At 50.1% G+C, this 15,644-nt stretch carries 12 protein-coding genes, 17 tRNA genes and 1 rRNA gene; 27 read left to right on the top strand and 3 right to left on the bottom strand.

Features of this window, described 5'->3' with window-relative positions:
- Positions 1-34: 34 nt before the first annotated feature.
- The 25 genes from rrf (at position 35) to HW560_RS03885 (ending at position 10,997) form a co-directional block, all read left to right on the top strand.
- Positions 35-151 (top strand): 5S ribosomal RNA (gene rrf, locus HW560_RS04005).
- 38 nt (positions 152-189) lie between these two features.
- A tRNA-Ile gene (locus tag HW560_RS04000) sits at positions 190-263 on the top strand.
- Positions 264-291: 28 nt separating this feature from the next.
- Positions 292-367, top strand: a tRNA-Ala gene (locus HW560_RS03995).
- A 1-nt stretch (position 368) separates the two neighbouring features.
- Positions 369-444: transfer RNA gene (locus tag HW560_RS03990), tRNA-Asn, on the top strand.
- A 4-nt stretch (positions 445-448) separates the two neighbouring features.
- A tRNA-Glu gene (locus HW560_RS03985) sits at positions 449-520 on the top strand.
- A gap of 124 nt (positions 521-644) precedes the next feature.
- Positions 645-720: transfer RNA gene (locus HW560_RS03980), tRNA-Val, on the top strand.
- Between the two features lie 18 nt (positions 721-738).
- Positions 739-812: transfer RNA gene (locus tag HW560_RS03975), tRNA-Met, on the top strand.
- A 27-nt stretch (positions 813-839) separates the two neighbouring features.
- Positions 840-917, top strand: a tRNA-Asp gene (locus HW560_RS03970).
- A gap of 134 nt (positions 918-1,051) precedes the next feature.
- Positions 1,052-1,127: transfer RNA gene (locus HW560_RS03965), tRNA-Phe, on the top strand.
- Between the two features lie 18 nt (positions 1,128-1,145).
- Positions 1,146-1,221 (top strand) — tRNA-Thr (locus HW560_RS03960).
- Positions 1,222-1,230: 9 nt separating this feature from the next.
- Positions 1,231-1,316, top strand: a tRNA-Tyr gene (locus tag HW560_RS03955).
- A gap of 7 nt (positions 1,317-1,323) precedes the next feature.
- Positions 1,324-1,399: transfer RNA gene (locus tag HW560_RS03950), tRNA-Lys, on the top strand.
- Between the two features lie 6 nt (positions 1,400-1,405).
- Positions 1,406-1,486, top strand: a tRNA-Leu gene (locus HW560_RS03945).
- Positions 1,487-1,496: 10 nt separating this feature from the next.
- Positions 1,497-1,571 (top strand) — tRNA-Gly (locus HW560_RS03940).
- Positions 1,572-1,578: 7 nt separating this feature from the next.
- Positions 1,579-1,655, top strand: a tRNA-Arg gene (locus tag HW560_RS03935).
- A gap of 15 nt (positions 1,656-1,670) precedes the next feature.
- Positions 1,671-1,749, top strand: a tRNA-Leu gene (locus HW560_RS03930).
- 7 nt (positions 1,750-1,756) lie between these two features.
- Positions 1,757-1,830, top strand: a tRNA-Pro gene (locus HW560_RS03925).
- Between the two features lie 9 nt (positions 1,831-1,839).
- Positions 1,840-1,910 (top strand) — tRNA-Gly (locus HW560_RS03920).
- A 318-nt stretch (positions 1,911-2,228) separates the two neighbouring features.
- Complete coding sequence (gene iolD / locus HW560_RS03915; RefSeq protein WP_179262110.1) at positions 2,229-4,094, top strand: 3D-(3,5/4)-trihydroxycyclohexane-1,2-dione acylhydrolase (decyclizing); 1,866 nt, start codon at positions 2,229-2,231, stop codon at positions 4,092-4,094.
- Positions 4,095-4,273: 179 nt separating this feature from the next.
- Positions 4,274-5,176, top strand: coding sequence for a myo-inosose-2 dehydratase (gene iolE, locus HW560_RS03910; protein ID WP_179262108.1), 903 nt, complete (start codon positions 4,274-4,276; stop codon positions 5,174-5,176).
- A 111-nt stretch (positions 5,177-5,287) separates the two neighbouring features.
- Entirely contained in the window at positions 5,288-6,298 is a 1,011-nt protein-coding gene (gene iolC / locus HW560_RS03905; protein ID WP_064642883.1) for a 5-dehydro-2-deoxygluconokinase, read from the top strand.
- A 72-nt stretch (positions 6,299-6,370) separates the two neighbouring features.
- Positions 6,371-7,846 carry a CoA-acylating methylmalonate-semialdehyde dehydrogenase gene (locus HW560_RS03900; protein WP_305729145.1) on the top strand — a complete coding sequence of 492 codons (1,476 nt, stop codon included), beginning with the start codon at positions 6,371-6,373 and terminating at the stop codon, positions 7,844-7,846.
- A gap of 70 nt (positions 7,847-7,916) precedes the next feature.
- Positions 7,917-8,969 carry an inositol 2-dehydrogenase gene (iolG, locus tag HW560_RS03895; RefSeq protein WP_179262106.1) on the top strand — a complete coding sequence of 351 codons (1,053 nt, stop codon included), beginning with the start codon at positions 7,917-7,919 and terminating at the stop codon, positions 8,967-8,969.
- A gap of 82 nt (positions 8,970-9,051) precedes the next feature.
- Positions 9,052-9,861 carry a 5-deoxy-glucuronate isomerase gene (iolB, locus tag HW560_RS03890; protein ID WP_110002482.1) on the top strand — a complete coding sequence of 270 codons (810 nt, stop codon included), beginning with the start codon at positions 9,052-9,054 and terminating at the stop codon, positions 9,859-9,861.
- Between the two features lie 107 nt (positions 9,862-9,968).
- Positions 9,969-10,997 carry a LacI family DNA-binding transcriptional regulator gene (locus HW560_RS03885; RefSeq protein WP_179262104.1) on the top strand — a complete coding sequence of 343 codons (1,029 nt, stop codon included), beginning with the start codon at positions 9,969-9,971 and terminating at the stop codon, positions 10,995-10,997.
- Between the two features lie 121 nt (positions 10,998-11,118).
- Here HW560_RS03885 and HW560_RS03880 read toward each other — a convergent pair whose 3' ends face one another.
- Complete coding sequence (locus HW560_RS03880) at positions 11,119-13,098, bottom strand: methyl-accepting chemotaxis protein (protein WP_179262102.1); 1,980 nt, start codon at positions 13,096-13,098, stop codon at positions 11,119-11,121.
- A 274-nt stretch (positions 13,099-13,372) separates the two neighbouring features.
- Here HW560_RS03880 and HW560_RS03875 point away from each other — a divergent pair, with 274 nt between their 5' ends.
- Both HW560_RS03875 and HW560_RS03870 read left to right on the top strand, forming a co-directional pair.
- Positions 13,373-13,882 (top strand): hypothetical protein, encoded by a 510-nt coding sequence (locus HW560_RS03875; RefSeq protein ID WP_090905413.1) that lies wholly within the window; start codon positions 13,373-13,375, stop codon positions 13,880-13,882.
- Positions 13,879-14,373, top strand: coding sequence for a GNAT family N-acetyltransferase (locus tag HW560_RS03870; protein ID WP_179262100.1), 495 nt, complete (start codon positions 13,879-13,881; stop codon positions 14,371-14,373). The genes HW560_RS03875 and HW560_RS03870 overlap by 4 nt, the downstream gene beginning before the upstream one ends.
- 153 nt (positions 14,374-14,526) lie before the next feature.
- Here the strand turns inward: HW560_RS03870 and HW560_RS03865 are convergent, their stop codons facing one another.
- Positions 14,527-14,697, bottom strand: coding sequence for a hypothetical protein (locus HW560_RS03865; protein WP_179262098.1), 171 nt, complete (start codon positions 14,695-14,697; stop codon positions 14,527-14,529).
- Positions 14,698-14,827: 130 nt separating this feature from the next.
- Positions 14,828-15,628, bottom strand: coding sequence for a DUF4261 domain-containing protein (locus HW560_RS03860; RefSeq protein WP_179262096.1), 801 nt, complete (start codon positions 15,626-15,628; stop codon positions 14,828-14,830).
- Positions 15,629-15,644: the final 16 nt, after the last annotated feature.

The following is a 15,644-nucleotide window of genomic DNA, read 5'->3' as shown; positions in this document are numbered from 1 at the left end:
AGAATACACTCTGAAATGTAAGCTAAGCTATGCGTTTGGTGGCGATGGCGGAGGGGTTCCACACGTACCCATCCCGAACACGACCGTTAAGCCCTCTAGCGCCGATGGTACTTGGACCGCAGGGTCCTGGGAGAGTAGGACGCCGCCAAGCGAAACCCCTTTGGGGTATTTTTTTTCGATTTTTCATACGGGCCCTTAGCTCAGTTGGTTAGAGCGCACCTCTGATAAGGGTGAGGCCGGTGGTTCGAGTCCACCAGGGCCCATAGTAATACCAGATAGACTAAAGTGTATGGGGCCATAGCTCAGCTGGGAGAGCGCCTGCCTTGCAAGCAGGAGGTCAGCGGTTCGATCCCGCTTGGCTCCACCATTCCCTGATAGCTCAGTTGGTAGAGCACTCGACTGTTAATCGAGTTGTCACAGGTTCGAGTCCTGTTCGGGGAGCCATTAAGGCCCGTTGGTCAAGGGGTTAAGACACCTCCCTTTCACGGAGGTAACAGGGGTTCGAATCCCCTACGGGTCATAGCTATATTTATTAGCTTAAAAAAGGGATGAGAATCCCAAAGGTTCGTCGGAGGATAAACTTCGTTAGCAATGGCTTCTCAGTCTCGAACGAAGTGAGAGTATCCCCTACGGGTCATATATATGGAGGCTTAGCTCAGCTGGGAGAGCATCTGCCTTACAAGCAGAGGGTCGGGGGTTCGATCCCCTCAGCCTCCACCATATAACTTATAATAACGACGCGGGGTGGAGCAGCCCGGTAGCTCGTCGGGCTCATAACCCGAAGGCCGCAGGTTCAAATCCTGCCCCCGCAATTAACCTTTCTATCAAGAAAGTGATCTGGAACCGTGGTGTAGTTGGCCTAACATGCCTGCCTGTCACGCAGGAGATCGCGGGTTCGAATCCCGTCGGTTCCGCCATCTTAATTTTGCTTCAGGGATGAGAATCCGTTTTTGGGTTCGTCGGAGCATACACTTCGAGAGCATCAGCTTCGCAGTCTCGAACGAAGTGAGAGTATCCCGTCGGTTCCGCCATTAATTTAAAACTTTATTGTGGCTCGGTAGCTCAGTCGGTAGAGCAGAGGACTGAAAATCCTCGTGTCGGCGGTTCGATTCCGTCCCGAGCCACCATTTATCACAACTTAATATGCCGGTGTAGCTCAACTGGTAGAGCAACTGACTTGTAATCAGTAGGTTGGGGGTTCAAGTCCTCTCGCCGGCACCATGTAATCCTGGAGGATTAGCGAAGCGGCCAAACGCATCAGACTGTAAATCTGCTCCCGTACGGGTTCGGTGGTTCGAATCCATCATCCTCCACCAGTTTTTCGAGTCATTAGCTCAGTTGGTAGAGCACCTGACTTTTAATCAGGGTGTCGAAGGTTCGAGCCCTTCATGACTCACCATCATATGCGCGTGTGGCGGAATTGGCAGACGCACTAGACTTAGGATCTAGCGTCTTTGACGTGGGGGTTCAAGTCCCTCCACGCGCATCCTTTATAAGCGGACGTGGCTCAGCGGTAGAGCATCGCCTTGCCAAGGCGAGGGTCGCGGGTTCGATTCCCGTCGTCCGCTCCAATATTTTGCGCCCTTAGCTCAGCTGGATAGAGCGTTTGACTACGAATCAAAAGGCCGGGAGTTCGAATCTCTCAGGGCGCGCCATTTATAACTTCATATGCCGGCGTGGCGGAATGGCAGACGCGCTCGACTCAAAATCGAGTGGGAAACCGTGGAGGTTCGAGTCCTCTCGCCGGTATAGATAACGGGATGTAGCTCAGCTTGGTAGAGCACCTGGTTTGGGACCAGGGGGTCGCATGTTCAAATCGTGTCATCCCGATTTTTACATGCGGGTGTAGTTCAATGGTAGAACTTTAGCCTTCCAAGCTAATAGCGTGGGTTCGATTCCCATCACCCGCTTCATAGAAATACAAAAAGAGAGATGGCTTCTGCCATCTCTTTTTTTGTATTTTTTTGACGTCTCCATCATCCTCGGAACACGTACTCCCATGATAGTAACTTCTCGGATCATAGCTTTATCAACAGTGGGATAATACACAATACTACAGTGGTATAGCTATGTTTATTTGCATTTTTTAAAACGCTTACAAAAATATCTTGCCTAATTCACCAGCCTGTAATACTATATCAATTAAGCGCTTAACCTTAGGGGTAAGGCGCTTAAACTTAACACGGATTAAGCGCTTAACCCGTAAGGGGAAGGGAGATAGTCAATACATGAAAACAATTAGACTAACGATGGCTCAGGCACTGCTCCGATACTTGGATCAGCAATATATTTCCGTTGATGGAGTGGAAACCAAGTTTGTGAATGGTGTCATTGGCATTTTTGGACACGGCAACGTAACAGGTATGGGAGAAGCACTGGAGCGTAGCCCAGGAAGTCTGACGTATATGCAGGGCAAGAATGAACAGGGCATGGTGCATACAGCAGCGGCTTATGCCAAGCAGAAGAACCGTAGACAGATTTATGCGTGTACAACGTCCATTGGGCCGGGTGCGCTGAACATGATTACTGCGGCGGCAACCGCAACAGTCAATCGTATTCCGGTGTTATTGCTTCCGGGTGATAACTTTGCCACGCGTGAGCCAGATCCCGTGCTGCAACAACTGGAGGTAAGCGGCGATTATACGATTTCAGCTACTGACCCGTTCAAAGCGGTCAGCAAATACTGGGATCGCATCGTACGTCCCGAACAGCTGATGATTGCCGCCACGCAGGCGATGCGCGTGCTGACGGACCCGGCGGAGACGGGCGCGGTAACGCTGGCGCTGCCGCAGGATGTGCAGGCAGAGGCGTACGATTACCCTGAATCGTTCTTCGCCCGCAAGGTGCATTACCTGGACCGTCGTCCTCCGGTCCAGGCAGCAATTGAACGGGCAGCGCAGCAGATTGCCCGTGGCAGGAAGCCGCTGATCGTAGCAGGCGGCGGTGTGTTGTATGCCGAGGCATCCACACAGCTGGCTGAATTCGCCGAGGCATTTGGCATTCCGGTTGCCGAGACGCAGGCTGGCAAGAGTGCCTTGGCGTGGGACCACCCACTTAATGTGGGAGCTATCGGCGTGACCGGCTCGCTGGCTGCCAATAGGCTTGCCAGAGAAGCGGATGTGGTAATCGGCGTCGGCACCCGGTTCTCGGATTTTACGACGGCGTCCCGGTCTGCTTTTCAGCATCCCGAAGTGGCATTCATCAATATTAACCTGAACGGCATGGATGCCGCCAAATTGGGTGGCGAAGCGATTCTGGCGGATGCACGGGAAGGTCTGCAAGCTTTGCAAACGGCTTTAAAGGGACGGCAGTACCACAGTGGATACGGCACATCCGAGATCGCCAATCTGCGGGATGAGTGGAACGCCGAGGTAGATCGACTCTACGAACTGCAGCATGAGGCAGGACTGGCACAGACAACCGCGGTCGGTGTTATTAATCGGACCATTGACCCTTCTTCCGTTATTGTTTGTGCGGCGGGAAGTTTGCCTGGAGACTTACACCGTCTGTGGCGCGCTTCTGCACCCAAAACATACCACATGGAGTACGGCTTCTCCTGTATGGGCTATGAGGTAAGCGGGGCATTCGGGGCAGCTCTTGCAGAGCCGGAGCGTGAAGTGTATGCCATGGTGGGTGATGGTAGTTACCTAATGCTGCATTCTGAACTGGTGACTAGCTTGCAGGAACAGAAGAAGATGACCATTTTACTATTCAACAACAATGGATTTCAGTGTATTCATAATTTGCAACGGGAGCACGGAAGTGACGGCTTCGGTAATGAGTTTCGCTATCGGGAATCGGAGAGCGGACGACTGACCGGAGATTACATGCCTATGGATTTTGCAGCCCATGCCCGCAGCCTTGGAGCCAAAGCCTATAAGGCAGAGACGGCGGAACAATTGGAGCAGGCGATCAGAGATGCCCGGAATGAGACCGTGACTACACTGATCGAAATTCCAGTCGTACCCGGAACCAATGCAGGCGGATATGAGTCCTGGTGGAATGTGGGCGTGCCAGAAGTATCCAACGAGGAAAAGGTGGTAACGGCTCACCACGCCATGCAGGCAAACCGTGCCAAAGTTAGACTCGTTTAATAGACCTTTTTGCATAAATTCAAAGAGTGTCTTTCACATCTGCATGATTCAGAGGGGAATGCTTCACGCGTATATATGTTGTATGAATCAGGGTGCTTCTTCCTCTAAATATTTTCACCCAGCAAAGAGTTACATCGAATGATGCAAAAATGTTGAACCACAAAAGGAGACGTGGAGCCATGAACAAGCTGCCATTTCAGCTCGGGATTCATCCGATCAACTGGGTCGGAGAGGATGTAAAGGAGCATGGTGATGCAACAACATGTGAACAGATTCTGGATGACATTCAGCGACTTGGTCTGACAGGTACGGAGATGGGACGCAAATATCCCACGGATCCAGACACATTGCGGGAGGAGCTGGGCAAGCGCAACATCCGCCTCGTTTCCCAGTGGAAATCGGTATTGTTCTCCGACCCGGCATATCGTCAGTCTGAACTGGACAGCTATCGCAGACACGCGGAGTTTCTGCAATCGATGGGCAGCAAGGTGATTAGCACAGCGGAAGTAGGCGGTTCCCTGCATTTCGATCCAAGGCGGACACCGCATGAGAAAGAAGTACTGAGACTCCGTGAATCAGAATGGCACATCCTTGCTGAGGGGCTGAACGAAGCAGGTGCCATCGCCCGTGAGCACGGGTTGAAGCTGACGTACCATCATCATGGTGGTACCGTTGTTGAGCAGCCGGATGAGATCGATAAATTGATGGAACTGACTGACCCATCTCTTGTTTATTTGCTCTATGACACAGGTCATGCTTACTATGGCGGAGCCGACCCGTTAGCTCTCCTACGCAAGCATTATGATCGGATTGCCTATATTCATCTGAAGGATATTCGTCCTCAAGTGCTGGAGGAAGCACGGGCGGAACAGTCTGATTTTGTAGGCTGTATTCGTAAAGGGGTTTTTACGGTTCCCGGAGATGGTTGTATTGATTTTGCACCGATTCTGCAGGAGTTGGTCACACGGGGGTATGATGGCTGGGCGATGCTTGAAGGGGAACAGGACCCTGCGATTCATAATCCGTATGAGTATGCGCGGCGATCGTTGCAATATATGGAGACCTTATACCAGCACAGCTGATAAAGCCATGGCCATCGGGAGAGAGCCATACCATGAGGTAAACCGGATTATGAGTGTGAGTTTGATGAATGTATCATTCCAAATCCCATTACAGAAAGGGGTTCAAATACAATGACTTACGTATCCTTTCCTGATTCCAGGAAGATGGATTTCACCGCGATTGGCCGTCTGTGCATCGACTTGAATGCCAATGAGATCAATCGCCCGATGGAAGAGACGATGACCTTTACGAAATATGTGGGCGGATCTCCGGCTAATATCACGATTGGCATGTCCAGGCTCGGTATGGAAACGGCATTTATCGGCAAAATCGCGAATGACCAGATGGGCAGGTTCATCAACAGTTATCTGGAGCGGAACGGGATCGATACGTCAAATGTGGTAACGGACGATACCGGAGCGGTGACAGGACTTGCTTTTACCGAGATCAAAAGTCCAACTGATTGCAGCATCCTAATGTACCGTGACCATGTGGCTGATCTGCTATTGCAGTCGAGAGAAGTTCAGGAGCAGCTGATTGCCGACTCCAAAGTGCTGCTGATCTCAGGTACTGCCCTCGCCCAGAGTCCATCACGTGAAGCGGTATTCCAGGCACTGGCATATGCGAAAAAGCATGGCACAATCATTGTGTTTGATCTGGACTATCGTCCTTACACATGGACATCAGCCGAAGAGACGGCGGTCTATTATAACCTCGCAGCCGAGAAATGCGATATCATCCTGGGCACACGTGAAGAGTTCGACATGATGGAGACGTTTGACCATAATCCAGACCATAGCGATCAGGTGACCGCGCAAAAATGGTTTGACTTCTCAGCTAAAATTGTCGTCATCAAACATGGCAAGGAAGGCTCCATTGCCTATACCGGTGAAGGGCTATCTCATCAAGCGGACAGCTACCCTGCGCGTGTGGTGAAGACGTTTGGAGCAGGTGATTCCTATGCGGCGGGATTCCTGTATGGGTTGATGCAGGGATGGACGATTGAACGCAGTATGGCGTTTGGCAGTGCGGCTGCGTGTATCGTTATCTCCAGCCATAGCTGCTCGGATGCAATGCCAACGGTGGAACAAGTGAATGACTATATCGAACGCTGCAATCGGGGCGAAATCACGGTGTCTTGAAGCGTGTTGAAGTACTTGGAGTACATGGAGTGATTCGACGCAACGCACATATAAGCGAAGGGAGACAGGGCTATGGGAAAAGGAATTTCGGAAGCGTCAGCAACAGCGACAATGGTTCAAAACTGGATCGGGGGTGCCTGGGTGACCCCGGCGGCAACCCGTACGGAGCCGGTCGTAAATCCGGCTACGGAAGAGGTCATTGCACACGTTCCGCTGTCTGAACAGGCGGATGTGGATTTGGCCGTCCAGACGGCACGGGAGGCATTCCCGTCCTGGAGTGGCACACCGGTTCCCCGCCGTGCACGGATTCTGTTCCGCTACCAGCAGCTGCTGGTGGAGCACTGGGAAGAACTCGCACGGCTGGTTACGCTGGAGAACGGTAAAAGCTACGCGGAAGCTTACGGCGAAGTGCAGCGCGGCATTGAATGCGTCGAATTCGCGGCAGGCGCCCCGAACCTGATGATGGGCAAACAGCTGCCCGACATCGCCACGGGGCTGGAGTCAGGCATGTATCGGTACCCGATCGGTGTTATTGGGGGAATAACCCCCTTCAACTTCCCGATGATGGTACCGTGCTGGATGTTCCCGCTGGCGATTGCGTGCGGCAACACCTTTGTCCTGAAGCCGTCGGAGCGCACACCGCTGCTGGCAGGTCGTCTGGCCGAGCTGTTCAAGGAAGCAGGGCTTCCGGACGGCGTGCTCAATATCGTTCACGGTGCGCATGACGTCGTGAATGGCCTGCTTGAACACAAGGATGTTCAAGCGATCTCTTTTGTCGGATCACAGCCTGTGGCTGAATATGTATACACTACCGCATCCGCACATGGCAAACGGGTACAGGCGCTTGCTGGTGCCAAAAATCACTCGATCGTTATGCCGGATGCCGATCTCGAATTGACGGTGAAAGAAATCACCAGTGCGGCCTTCGGCTCAGCCGGAGAACGCTGTATGGCCTGCTCGGTTGTTGTCGCCGTGGGCGATGTTGCTGACACGCTGGTGCAAAAGCTGGTCGAAGCGGCAGATCGCATCACCATTGGTAACGGCATGGATGAAGGGGTATTCCTGGGTCCTGTCATTCGTGGCCCACATAAGGAACGTACACTTAGTTACATTGAATCCGGAGAACAGGAAGGCGCTGCTCTGATCCGGGATGGTCGCAAAGATGAAGCGACAGGCAAGTCCGGTTATTTCGTTGGTCCGACGGTATTTGATGAGGTGCAGAGCACCATGAAGATCTGGAAGGACGAGATTTTTGCACCGGTGCTCTCGGTAGCGAGGGTGGCTACGCTGGAGGAAGCAGTGGAACTGGCCAACCGTTCCGACTTTGCCAACGGAGCTTGCCTGTTCACCCGCAGTGGAGCAAGCATGCGCCAATTCCGTGAAACGATTGATGCAGGCATGCTGGGCATTAACCTGGGCGTACCTGCGCCAATGGCATTTTTCCCTTTTTCCGGCTGGAAGAAATCCTTCTACGGTGATTTGCATGCCAACGGTACAGACGGCGTTGAATTTTATACTCGCAAAAAGATGGTTACTGCCCGCTGGTAGTCACTCAGGGCATACCCAGCCAATGGAAGAACGTTGAGTCCACATGGACACATACAGGGAGGATAACGGAATGGGCAAGGATAAAGTGAGAATAGGCATCATCGGCGCTGGGCGGATTGGTAAAATTCATGCGGACAATCTCCTGCGCAACCCGCATGCCGAGATTGTTGGCATCAGTGATTTGTTTGCAGGACCCGAGCTGGAGGCGTGGGCTTCCAGCCGTGGTATTCCGGTGGTAACGACAGATAGCAGCCAGCTGATCGCGATGCCAAATGTAGATGCAGTACTGATCTGTTCCTCAACAGATACGCATGTACCCCTGATTGAACAGGCAGCCCAGGCGGGTAAACACATTTTTTGCGAGAAGCCGGTCAGTATGGACCTTCACCAGACTCAGGCAGCTGTTGCAGCCGTGCACAAGGCCGGGGTAAAGCTGCAAATTGGATTCAATCGTCGCTTCGATCATAACTTCAAACGGGTACGTGCACATGTGCAGGAGGGAACGATTGGTGATCCGCATATTATCAAAATCACTTCTCGTGACCCGAGTCCGCCGCCAGCGGAGTACATTCAGGTGTCTGGCGGAATCTTCATGGATATGATGATCCATGATTTCGATATGGCCCGGTATCTGTCCGGGAGTGAGGTGGAGGAAGTCTATGCCCAGGGTAATGTGCTGATTCATCCTGTATTTGCGGAACACGGCGATGTGGATACGGCCATTGTGACGATGAGTTTTGAAAATGGAGCAATTGGCGTCATTGATAACAGCCGCCAGGCGGTATATGGATACGATCAGCGAGTCGAGGTGTTTGGCTCATTAGGCAGCGCGGCAGCTGCGAACGATCATCCGAATACGGCAGAGATTAGTACAGCGACCGGATTGATGCGCGACAAGCCGCTGCACTTTTTCCTGGAGCGATACAACGAAGCGTACGTGCAGGAGACAGCTCTTTTCATTGATGCGATTCGGAACGACACACCTGTCATCGTAAACGGGAATGATGCCGTTCAGGCAGAACGCATCGCACTCGCCGCTCGCATGTCCATGGAACAAGGCAGACCTGTGAAGCTGCGGGAAGTCCCGGGGATGTCGGTGGAATCGCAGACGGTTGCCCCGTAGGGCCATTTTCGTAACAAATTCATTTCATCTAATAGACAGTCATCACGATAAAGGATAAATATCGGAAGGAGTGGAAGGAAGCATGTCAGAACGCGTAGTAAAACCTGTGTTGAATCCAAAAGCAGACGGAACGTTGTTGACGGTCACGCCAGAGTCTGCGGGATGGGAATACGTCGGGTTCCAGGTGGTGCAGCTTGCGGAGGGGCAGACTCTAACTCGTGAGAGCGGGGATCAGGAACTCTGTCTTGTGCTTCTCAGCGGTTTGGCGAATGTAAGTACTCGTGAATATACGTGGGAGAATATCGGGAAAAGAATGAGTGTTTTTGAGAAAATTCCTCCGTATTCGATTTACGTATCCAGTTCAGACCGAGTGGAGTTCACCGCTCTTACCGCATTGGAGATTGCCATATGTGCGGCACCAGGTAAAGGCACGTATCCTGCTCGTCTGATTGCCCCGGAAGATGTAGGTGTTGAGACGCGTGGTTACGGCAATCTGGAACGACAGATTCACAACATTTTGCCGGAACAAAAAGAAGCAGACAGTCTGCTCGTCGTTGAGGTGTTCACGCCAGATGGACATTGGTCGAGTTACCCGCCGCATAAACATGACCGGGATGCACTGCCTGATGAGTCGTTACTAGAGGAGACGTACTATTTCCGAGTGCAGCCTGAGCAGGGGTTTGCCATCCAACGAATATACACAGATGATCGAGCTGTAGATGAGACGATTGCAGTGAACAACGGCGAAGTTGTGCTTGTTCCGTGTGGATACCATCCGGTAGGTGCTCCTCCGGGATACGAGGTCTACTATCTGAATGTGATGGCAGGACCAACCCGGACCTGGAAGTTCCATAACGACCCGGACCATGATTGGCTGATGAATAAAAAGTAGTATCGGCTTCAAGTTGCGTATGCGGACTTCCCCCTGCATAATGAGAAGATAACGATTACCTATATATAAGGGAATTTATATATAGCACAAATGGGGAAATAATAACAATGAAAGCAACCATATATGATATCGCACGCGAGGCGGGGGTATCCATTGCAACCGTCTCACAGGTTATTAACGGCAAAGGTAAAATTAGCGAGAAGCGGCGTGCCGAGATTATGGAGATCATGGAGCGGCTTCACTACCAGCCGAGCGCTATTGCTGCTGCACTTACGGGTAAGCAGACATACACGCTCGGGCTGCTCGTGCCCGATATCTCCAATCCGTATTTTGCCGAGCTGGCCAGAGCGGTAGAAGATCGCAGTCGGCAGTTGGGTTATAGCGTCGTGATTTGCAGCACAGACAATAAGGACGAGCGGGTAGAGCGGTATTTGAATCTGCTTCAGCAAAAAAGGGTCGACGGCATGATGATCGGAACAGGTATCGACAATGCCGAGATTCTCTCTCCACTCCTGCAGCAGTCGATACCTGTTGCTCTGATTGCCCGTCATATGCCGTCGTTGTCGGTACATACCGTTGCGATCGATGACAGGCTTGGCGGCGCCTTGGCAGCACAGCATCTGCTTGAATTGGGTCATACTCACGTAGCGGTGCTATCGGAACCGTTCAAAGTCAGCAGCAGTCAGGAACGTGTACGCGGATTTCGTGAAGCATTGGAGAAGGCGGGTTATTCTCTTGAAGGCAATCGGGTGAGAGAGTCGTCTGCCGATCTGGGTTCAGCCAAAAAAGAGGCGCTCGTGCTGCTCACGGAAAAAAATCGTGCCACAGGCATCTTCTGCTGTAACGACATGCAGGCGATTGGTGCGCTTCAGGCTGCCAAAGAGTTAGGCCTGCGTGTGCCTGAAGATGTATCCATCATCGGATTCGATAATACGATTCTGGCTTCGGTAACCAGTCCGCCTCTGACGACGGTTGCCCAACCTATTGAGGATCTGGGGCGTCGTGCCGTTGATCTATTAATTGATGAGCTGAAAAATGAAGAAAATTCACCGCAGAAAATTGTCCTGAAGCCTGAATTGGTCATTAGAGACTCGACAGGGAATGTATCAGCTCAATCTGAGAACACAGTCACGTAATCGGTTACTTCAACGATTCAGGAAAGATCAACACAAAAAAGCATATGAGTATCAACAAACATATACGTCGTCCATACAAAACAAGCCGCGTGCCCCTAAGGGTGAACGCGGCTTGTTTGAGTTAAATCTTGAACTTCTTCACTTCCTCGTACAGCGTATTGGCATGCTGCGCCAGCTCATTGGAACGTTCCGAGATGCTAGTAATGTAATTGAACTGTTCCTGCTTGGAAGAAGCAACCTCTTCCGTGGAAGCCGCGCTCTGCTCCGACATGGCTGCAACACTGGAAATCACTTCGGCAATCTTACCAGAGCTATCATCCAACTCGGTCGTAGCAGAGGATACCAACTGAAGCTGGCTGTCGATGCCGTCAATGGATTGTTTGATTCGGGTAAACGACTCGCGCATCTCATGCACAGCAGCTACCTGCTGCTCAATACCTTGTTCAGCCGAAGTTACTTCACTCACGCTTTGACGACTTGCCGCCTGAATCTCATCCAGCAGGACAATGATATCCTGTGCCGAGTCCGAAGACTGCTCGGCCAGTTTCCGCACTTCTTCGGCAACGACAGCAAAGCCGCGTCCGTGTTCACCTGCTCTGGCTGCTTCAATGGAAGCGTTCAGGGCGAGCAGATTAGTCTGGGAGGCGATGCCCCGAATCATGCCGACAATATCCTCAATTTTCTGCGACTTGTCCGCCAAAAGCGTGATCGACTCACCCACCCGATCAATAGAACTCCGATTGCTGTCCGCAAGTTCCACCTGATGGTCCACGGCTTGCAATCCGGCAAGCATGGCTTCTCCTGCTTCTCGCATCATCGTTACCGATTGTTCAACACTGCGGTTAATGCCGCCAACACTATTACTCATCTCGGACAGTCGACTTGAACCGTCGTAGACCGATTCCGCCTGTTTGCTTGACCCTTGAGCGAGTTCATCTGTGGCGATGGAGATCTGTTCGGCAATACGTTTGGTATTGTCCGTATGCTCTTCCATCTCACCCGAGATGCTTTGCACCCGGTTAGCGGAGGAGGCGACCTGTTTCAGCAGCAAACTGAGTTGAGCGGACATCTGATTGAATGCCGTACCTAACTCCGCGAACTCATCTTTACCTTTGATCTGCACCCGACCGGTAAAGTCACCACTCGACATCAGTCTGGAGGTCGCCCCCAAGCTTTTCAGTGGTTTGATGAATAGTGTTGCAATCCAGTATGCTGCTGCCATAACAACGATTAGCGTAACAGCGATAATCAGAATGTAGTTATTTCGTAGTTCATAGTATTCTGAATAGGCTAATTTCTCGGAAATAACTGAACCGATCACCCAGCCCGTGCTGGGGATTTGATTATAGAACAGCAGATAATTCTCACCATTGTAGTTAAAATTCTTCTCCCCTGACGGGTTTGCCTGCATATCGGCCAGCAGTGGTTTTAATTCAGCATTGTCAGATGCCGAGGTATTCACCTGTTTCTCGTCAGGGTGAGCCAGAAGCATTCCTTTTTTATCGATTAAAAATGTATAACCTAGCCCGTCCAGATTAATTTTCCCCACCGTATCCGTAAGGGTAGAGAGCAGTAAATCCCCTGCCACTACGCCTTGCAGCTGTCCCGTTTTATTCAGGACCGGCATCGCCATGGACACCGCATATTGCTTCGACATCATATCCAGATAGGGATCAGAGAATACCAGTTGATCGGCCTGCTTCGCTTCCTGGTACCAAGGACGCTGACGTGGATCATACCCCGCATCAGGTGTCCAGTCTGAACCATTCATGAAATGACCGTCTTGTTCTGAACCAAAGTAAAGATCTGATAGACTCTCTTTGTTACTGCCCAGCTTCATGATGTCAAAATAATCTTCGTTCAGTTGTCCAGCCGGAACTCCTTCCTGAATCACAAACCCTAGTGTTTCCACAACTTTGGCATTGCTGCTGATCCAGCCATTCAGTTCGTTGGCCGACGAGGACATTAATCCAGTTAACTTGGAATCAACATTACGAGTGGCTTGTTTCTCTGTTTGGTATAAGCCAAGTGTTGCCAGTGGAATCGCCGTAATGAGTACAGCGGCCAGAAACATCATCATTAATTTCGGTTTAAGTTTCATCCAATTCTCCCCCTTCGATGTCCTGCTAGTATAGGCAAAGCCGAAAGCTTATGTAATATATCGACATTTTTTTCAAAAAGATAATATAGATATTTATCAAGTTAGTTAGCAATTATAAAATTTAAAATGAAGAGTTATGAAGAGGTTTTTTTCTTTATAAAGCACATGTATTTAATGGATGATTTTAATGATCTAGAACAATATTTGGATGAGATGTTATACTTATAATGGAAAATTTTATTCCCTGTTTTACCCAACGGTGAAAGGAGACTTAATGAAAAAAAGAACCAAAACCATTCTTGGTGTGGTTGTTCTACTCGTGATTGCAGCTATTGTGTTACCAATGTACATTTCGAGACAACATACCACCTTTCGAGCTGAAGTCACGGATCATATGAGTATGCTGGATACACTGGAGATTCTGGTTATCAAAAAAATACCGACCACCGATCCATACGATGAAAAAGAAGTGACTATTAAAGATCCCAAAGAGATTAGAAAGGTGTTGAAGCTTGCGAAGGATATCGAATTAAGAAGACTAACGGAAACAGATATCTCAGGGCGATCCGAGGGGAAGCCGTATTACTATGACTGGCAGATTTTGACTAAGAAAGAAGATCAATTTACAGTAGGCTTTGGAATTACGTTTTATAACGAACATGCCGTCTCTATCTATAGCGGATATAAAACGAGAGACAAGCTTGAAAATTATGAAATTACCAATGATTTTAATTTAAGTGAAATGGAACGCCTATTTACTAATTTGAAGGAGGGAAAGGAATGACGGAGTATCAATTGCGTCCGATTGAGGAGCAGGATATCCCTTTTCTGTGGGAGATGTTGTATGCATCCATATTCAAGCGGGAGGGCGAAGAGCCTTTTGAACCTGAGATCATCCATAGCCCCGGCATGTCCAAGTACGTTGAAGGCTGGGGGAGAGAGGGAGATTTCGGATTTATCGCCTTGGATTCTCAGGGCAAACGTATGGGTTCGGTCACGTTGCGGTTTTTTAATGATCAGAATGCGGGATATGGTTATGTAAATGAGGCTACACCCGAGATGGGAATGGCTGTAATTGAGACAGCGCGTGGCAAAGGAATAGGTACCCTTCTCATTCAGGAGGCATTAGAAGAGGCTCGAAAGCGGGGAATTGAAGCCGTTTCGCTCAGTGTTGACCCGGACAATGAAGCAATTCGGCTTTATCAGCGTTTCGGATTCGTCGAACAGGGCATGTGCGGCACATCTGTAACGATGGTGTGTGTGATGAACCCATGATCTTATCGCAAACATGATAAACATATTCATTTCATATGGAGAGTTTGAAAATACAAAAGGCGTTCCCCTCATTTGCTGGGAAGCGCCTTAAGATATGACTGCATGCTCCTCACACCGTATTTCCTTTATGCTCACATAACAGCCCTTTTTTAATTAGTTTAATAAAAATGCCAAAGCGTCATCATATGTTTCCCACTGGAATTCGGTCTGATGCTGCGATTCTTTGGAGATCCGGTTTAGCTGCATTTTGGCAATCGCTCCGCCAACCGCTACACTAGCACGCTTCATGCCCCACTGTGCCAGCAGCTTCTGGTGCTCCACCATTTTCTAATACTTATGAACTATGTCCTCCTAGCAGATACAGTTTCAGGGAACGAATGTTGATGAGCTAAACCAGACATCAAACATAAAAAGCCGCCCAGTCACGAAGAATCTGGACGGCTCTTAACAATGTCTAAAAACCAATCTTCAAGCTGCTGCCCTCTGTGGCTATTCCTTCCGAGCGGTTGATGGACAGCTTTTGTTCTGCGGAGAAGCCAAGCGTCTCGCCGTCATGCAGAGTTACATCGTTTTCAACAACATAAGTCGCAGTCATATACATCATTTCAAATACTTCACTTAAGGGTTTTGCGGACTGAGTGATTTCCATCTCCTCTTTCCCGAAGTTGCGTAATCCATAAGTGTAGGCCGATGCGCCTTCAGGACTTTGGAATAATCCGATGAAAATCCAGAGGGAGACGGGCAGTTCATCATCCTTGATTCCACGACTGATGTCCACGTACTGACCTGCTTCCACCACCAGTGGCGCCATATATATAGCCAGCGCATGGTCAAGCTGGAGCAAAGCACTCGCTGTTTGGGTGAACAGAATATGTGCCTGTATGGCGTCAGTTGCATTCAGTACAGAGACAATAATCTGAGATTGATGTCTTGAAGTGACTTGTACTGCGTCCCGCCACAGCACATTTAATTTGGCATTTTCCTCTACTTCGTGGTCAGGAATTGGAGCATTAATATGTGCACACACGACTTGCATTCCATTCACTTCGAAAAAAAGATTGCCTTCCTCCGGACGTTCCTCAATCTCAATATTCCACTCGTTTTTCATCGTGCTAATAAAGTGATCAAAATTACAATCTTCGTGCTCCAGCAAAACAAATCCGACGATAGTTTCACTATATGGAGCAGTATGTACGGCTCCACCTGCGGTCGCGTTTTCCTTTTTGCGGCGTCGAAGCTTGTCAAACAGTCCCATGAAACGTTCTCCTTTC

It is taken from the genome of Paenibacillus sp. E222, assembly GCF_013401555.1.
In the GTDB taxonomy this organism is placed as follows: domain Bacteria; phylum Bacillota; class Bacilli; order Paenibacillales; family Paenibacillaceae; genus Paenibacillus.
This window is presented reverse-complemented; position numbering and strand designations above follow the sequence as displayed.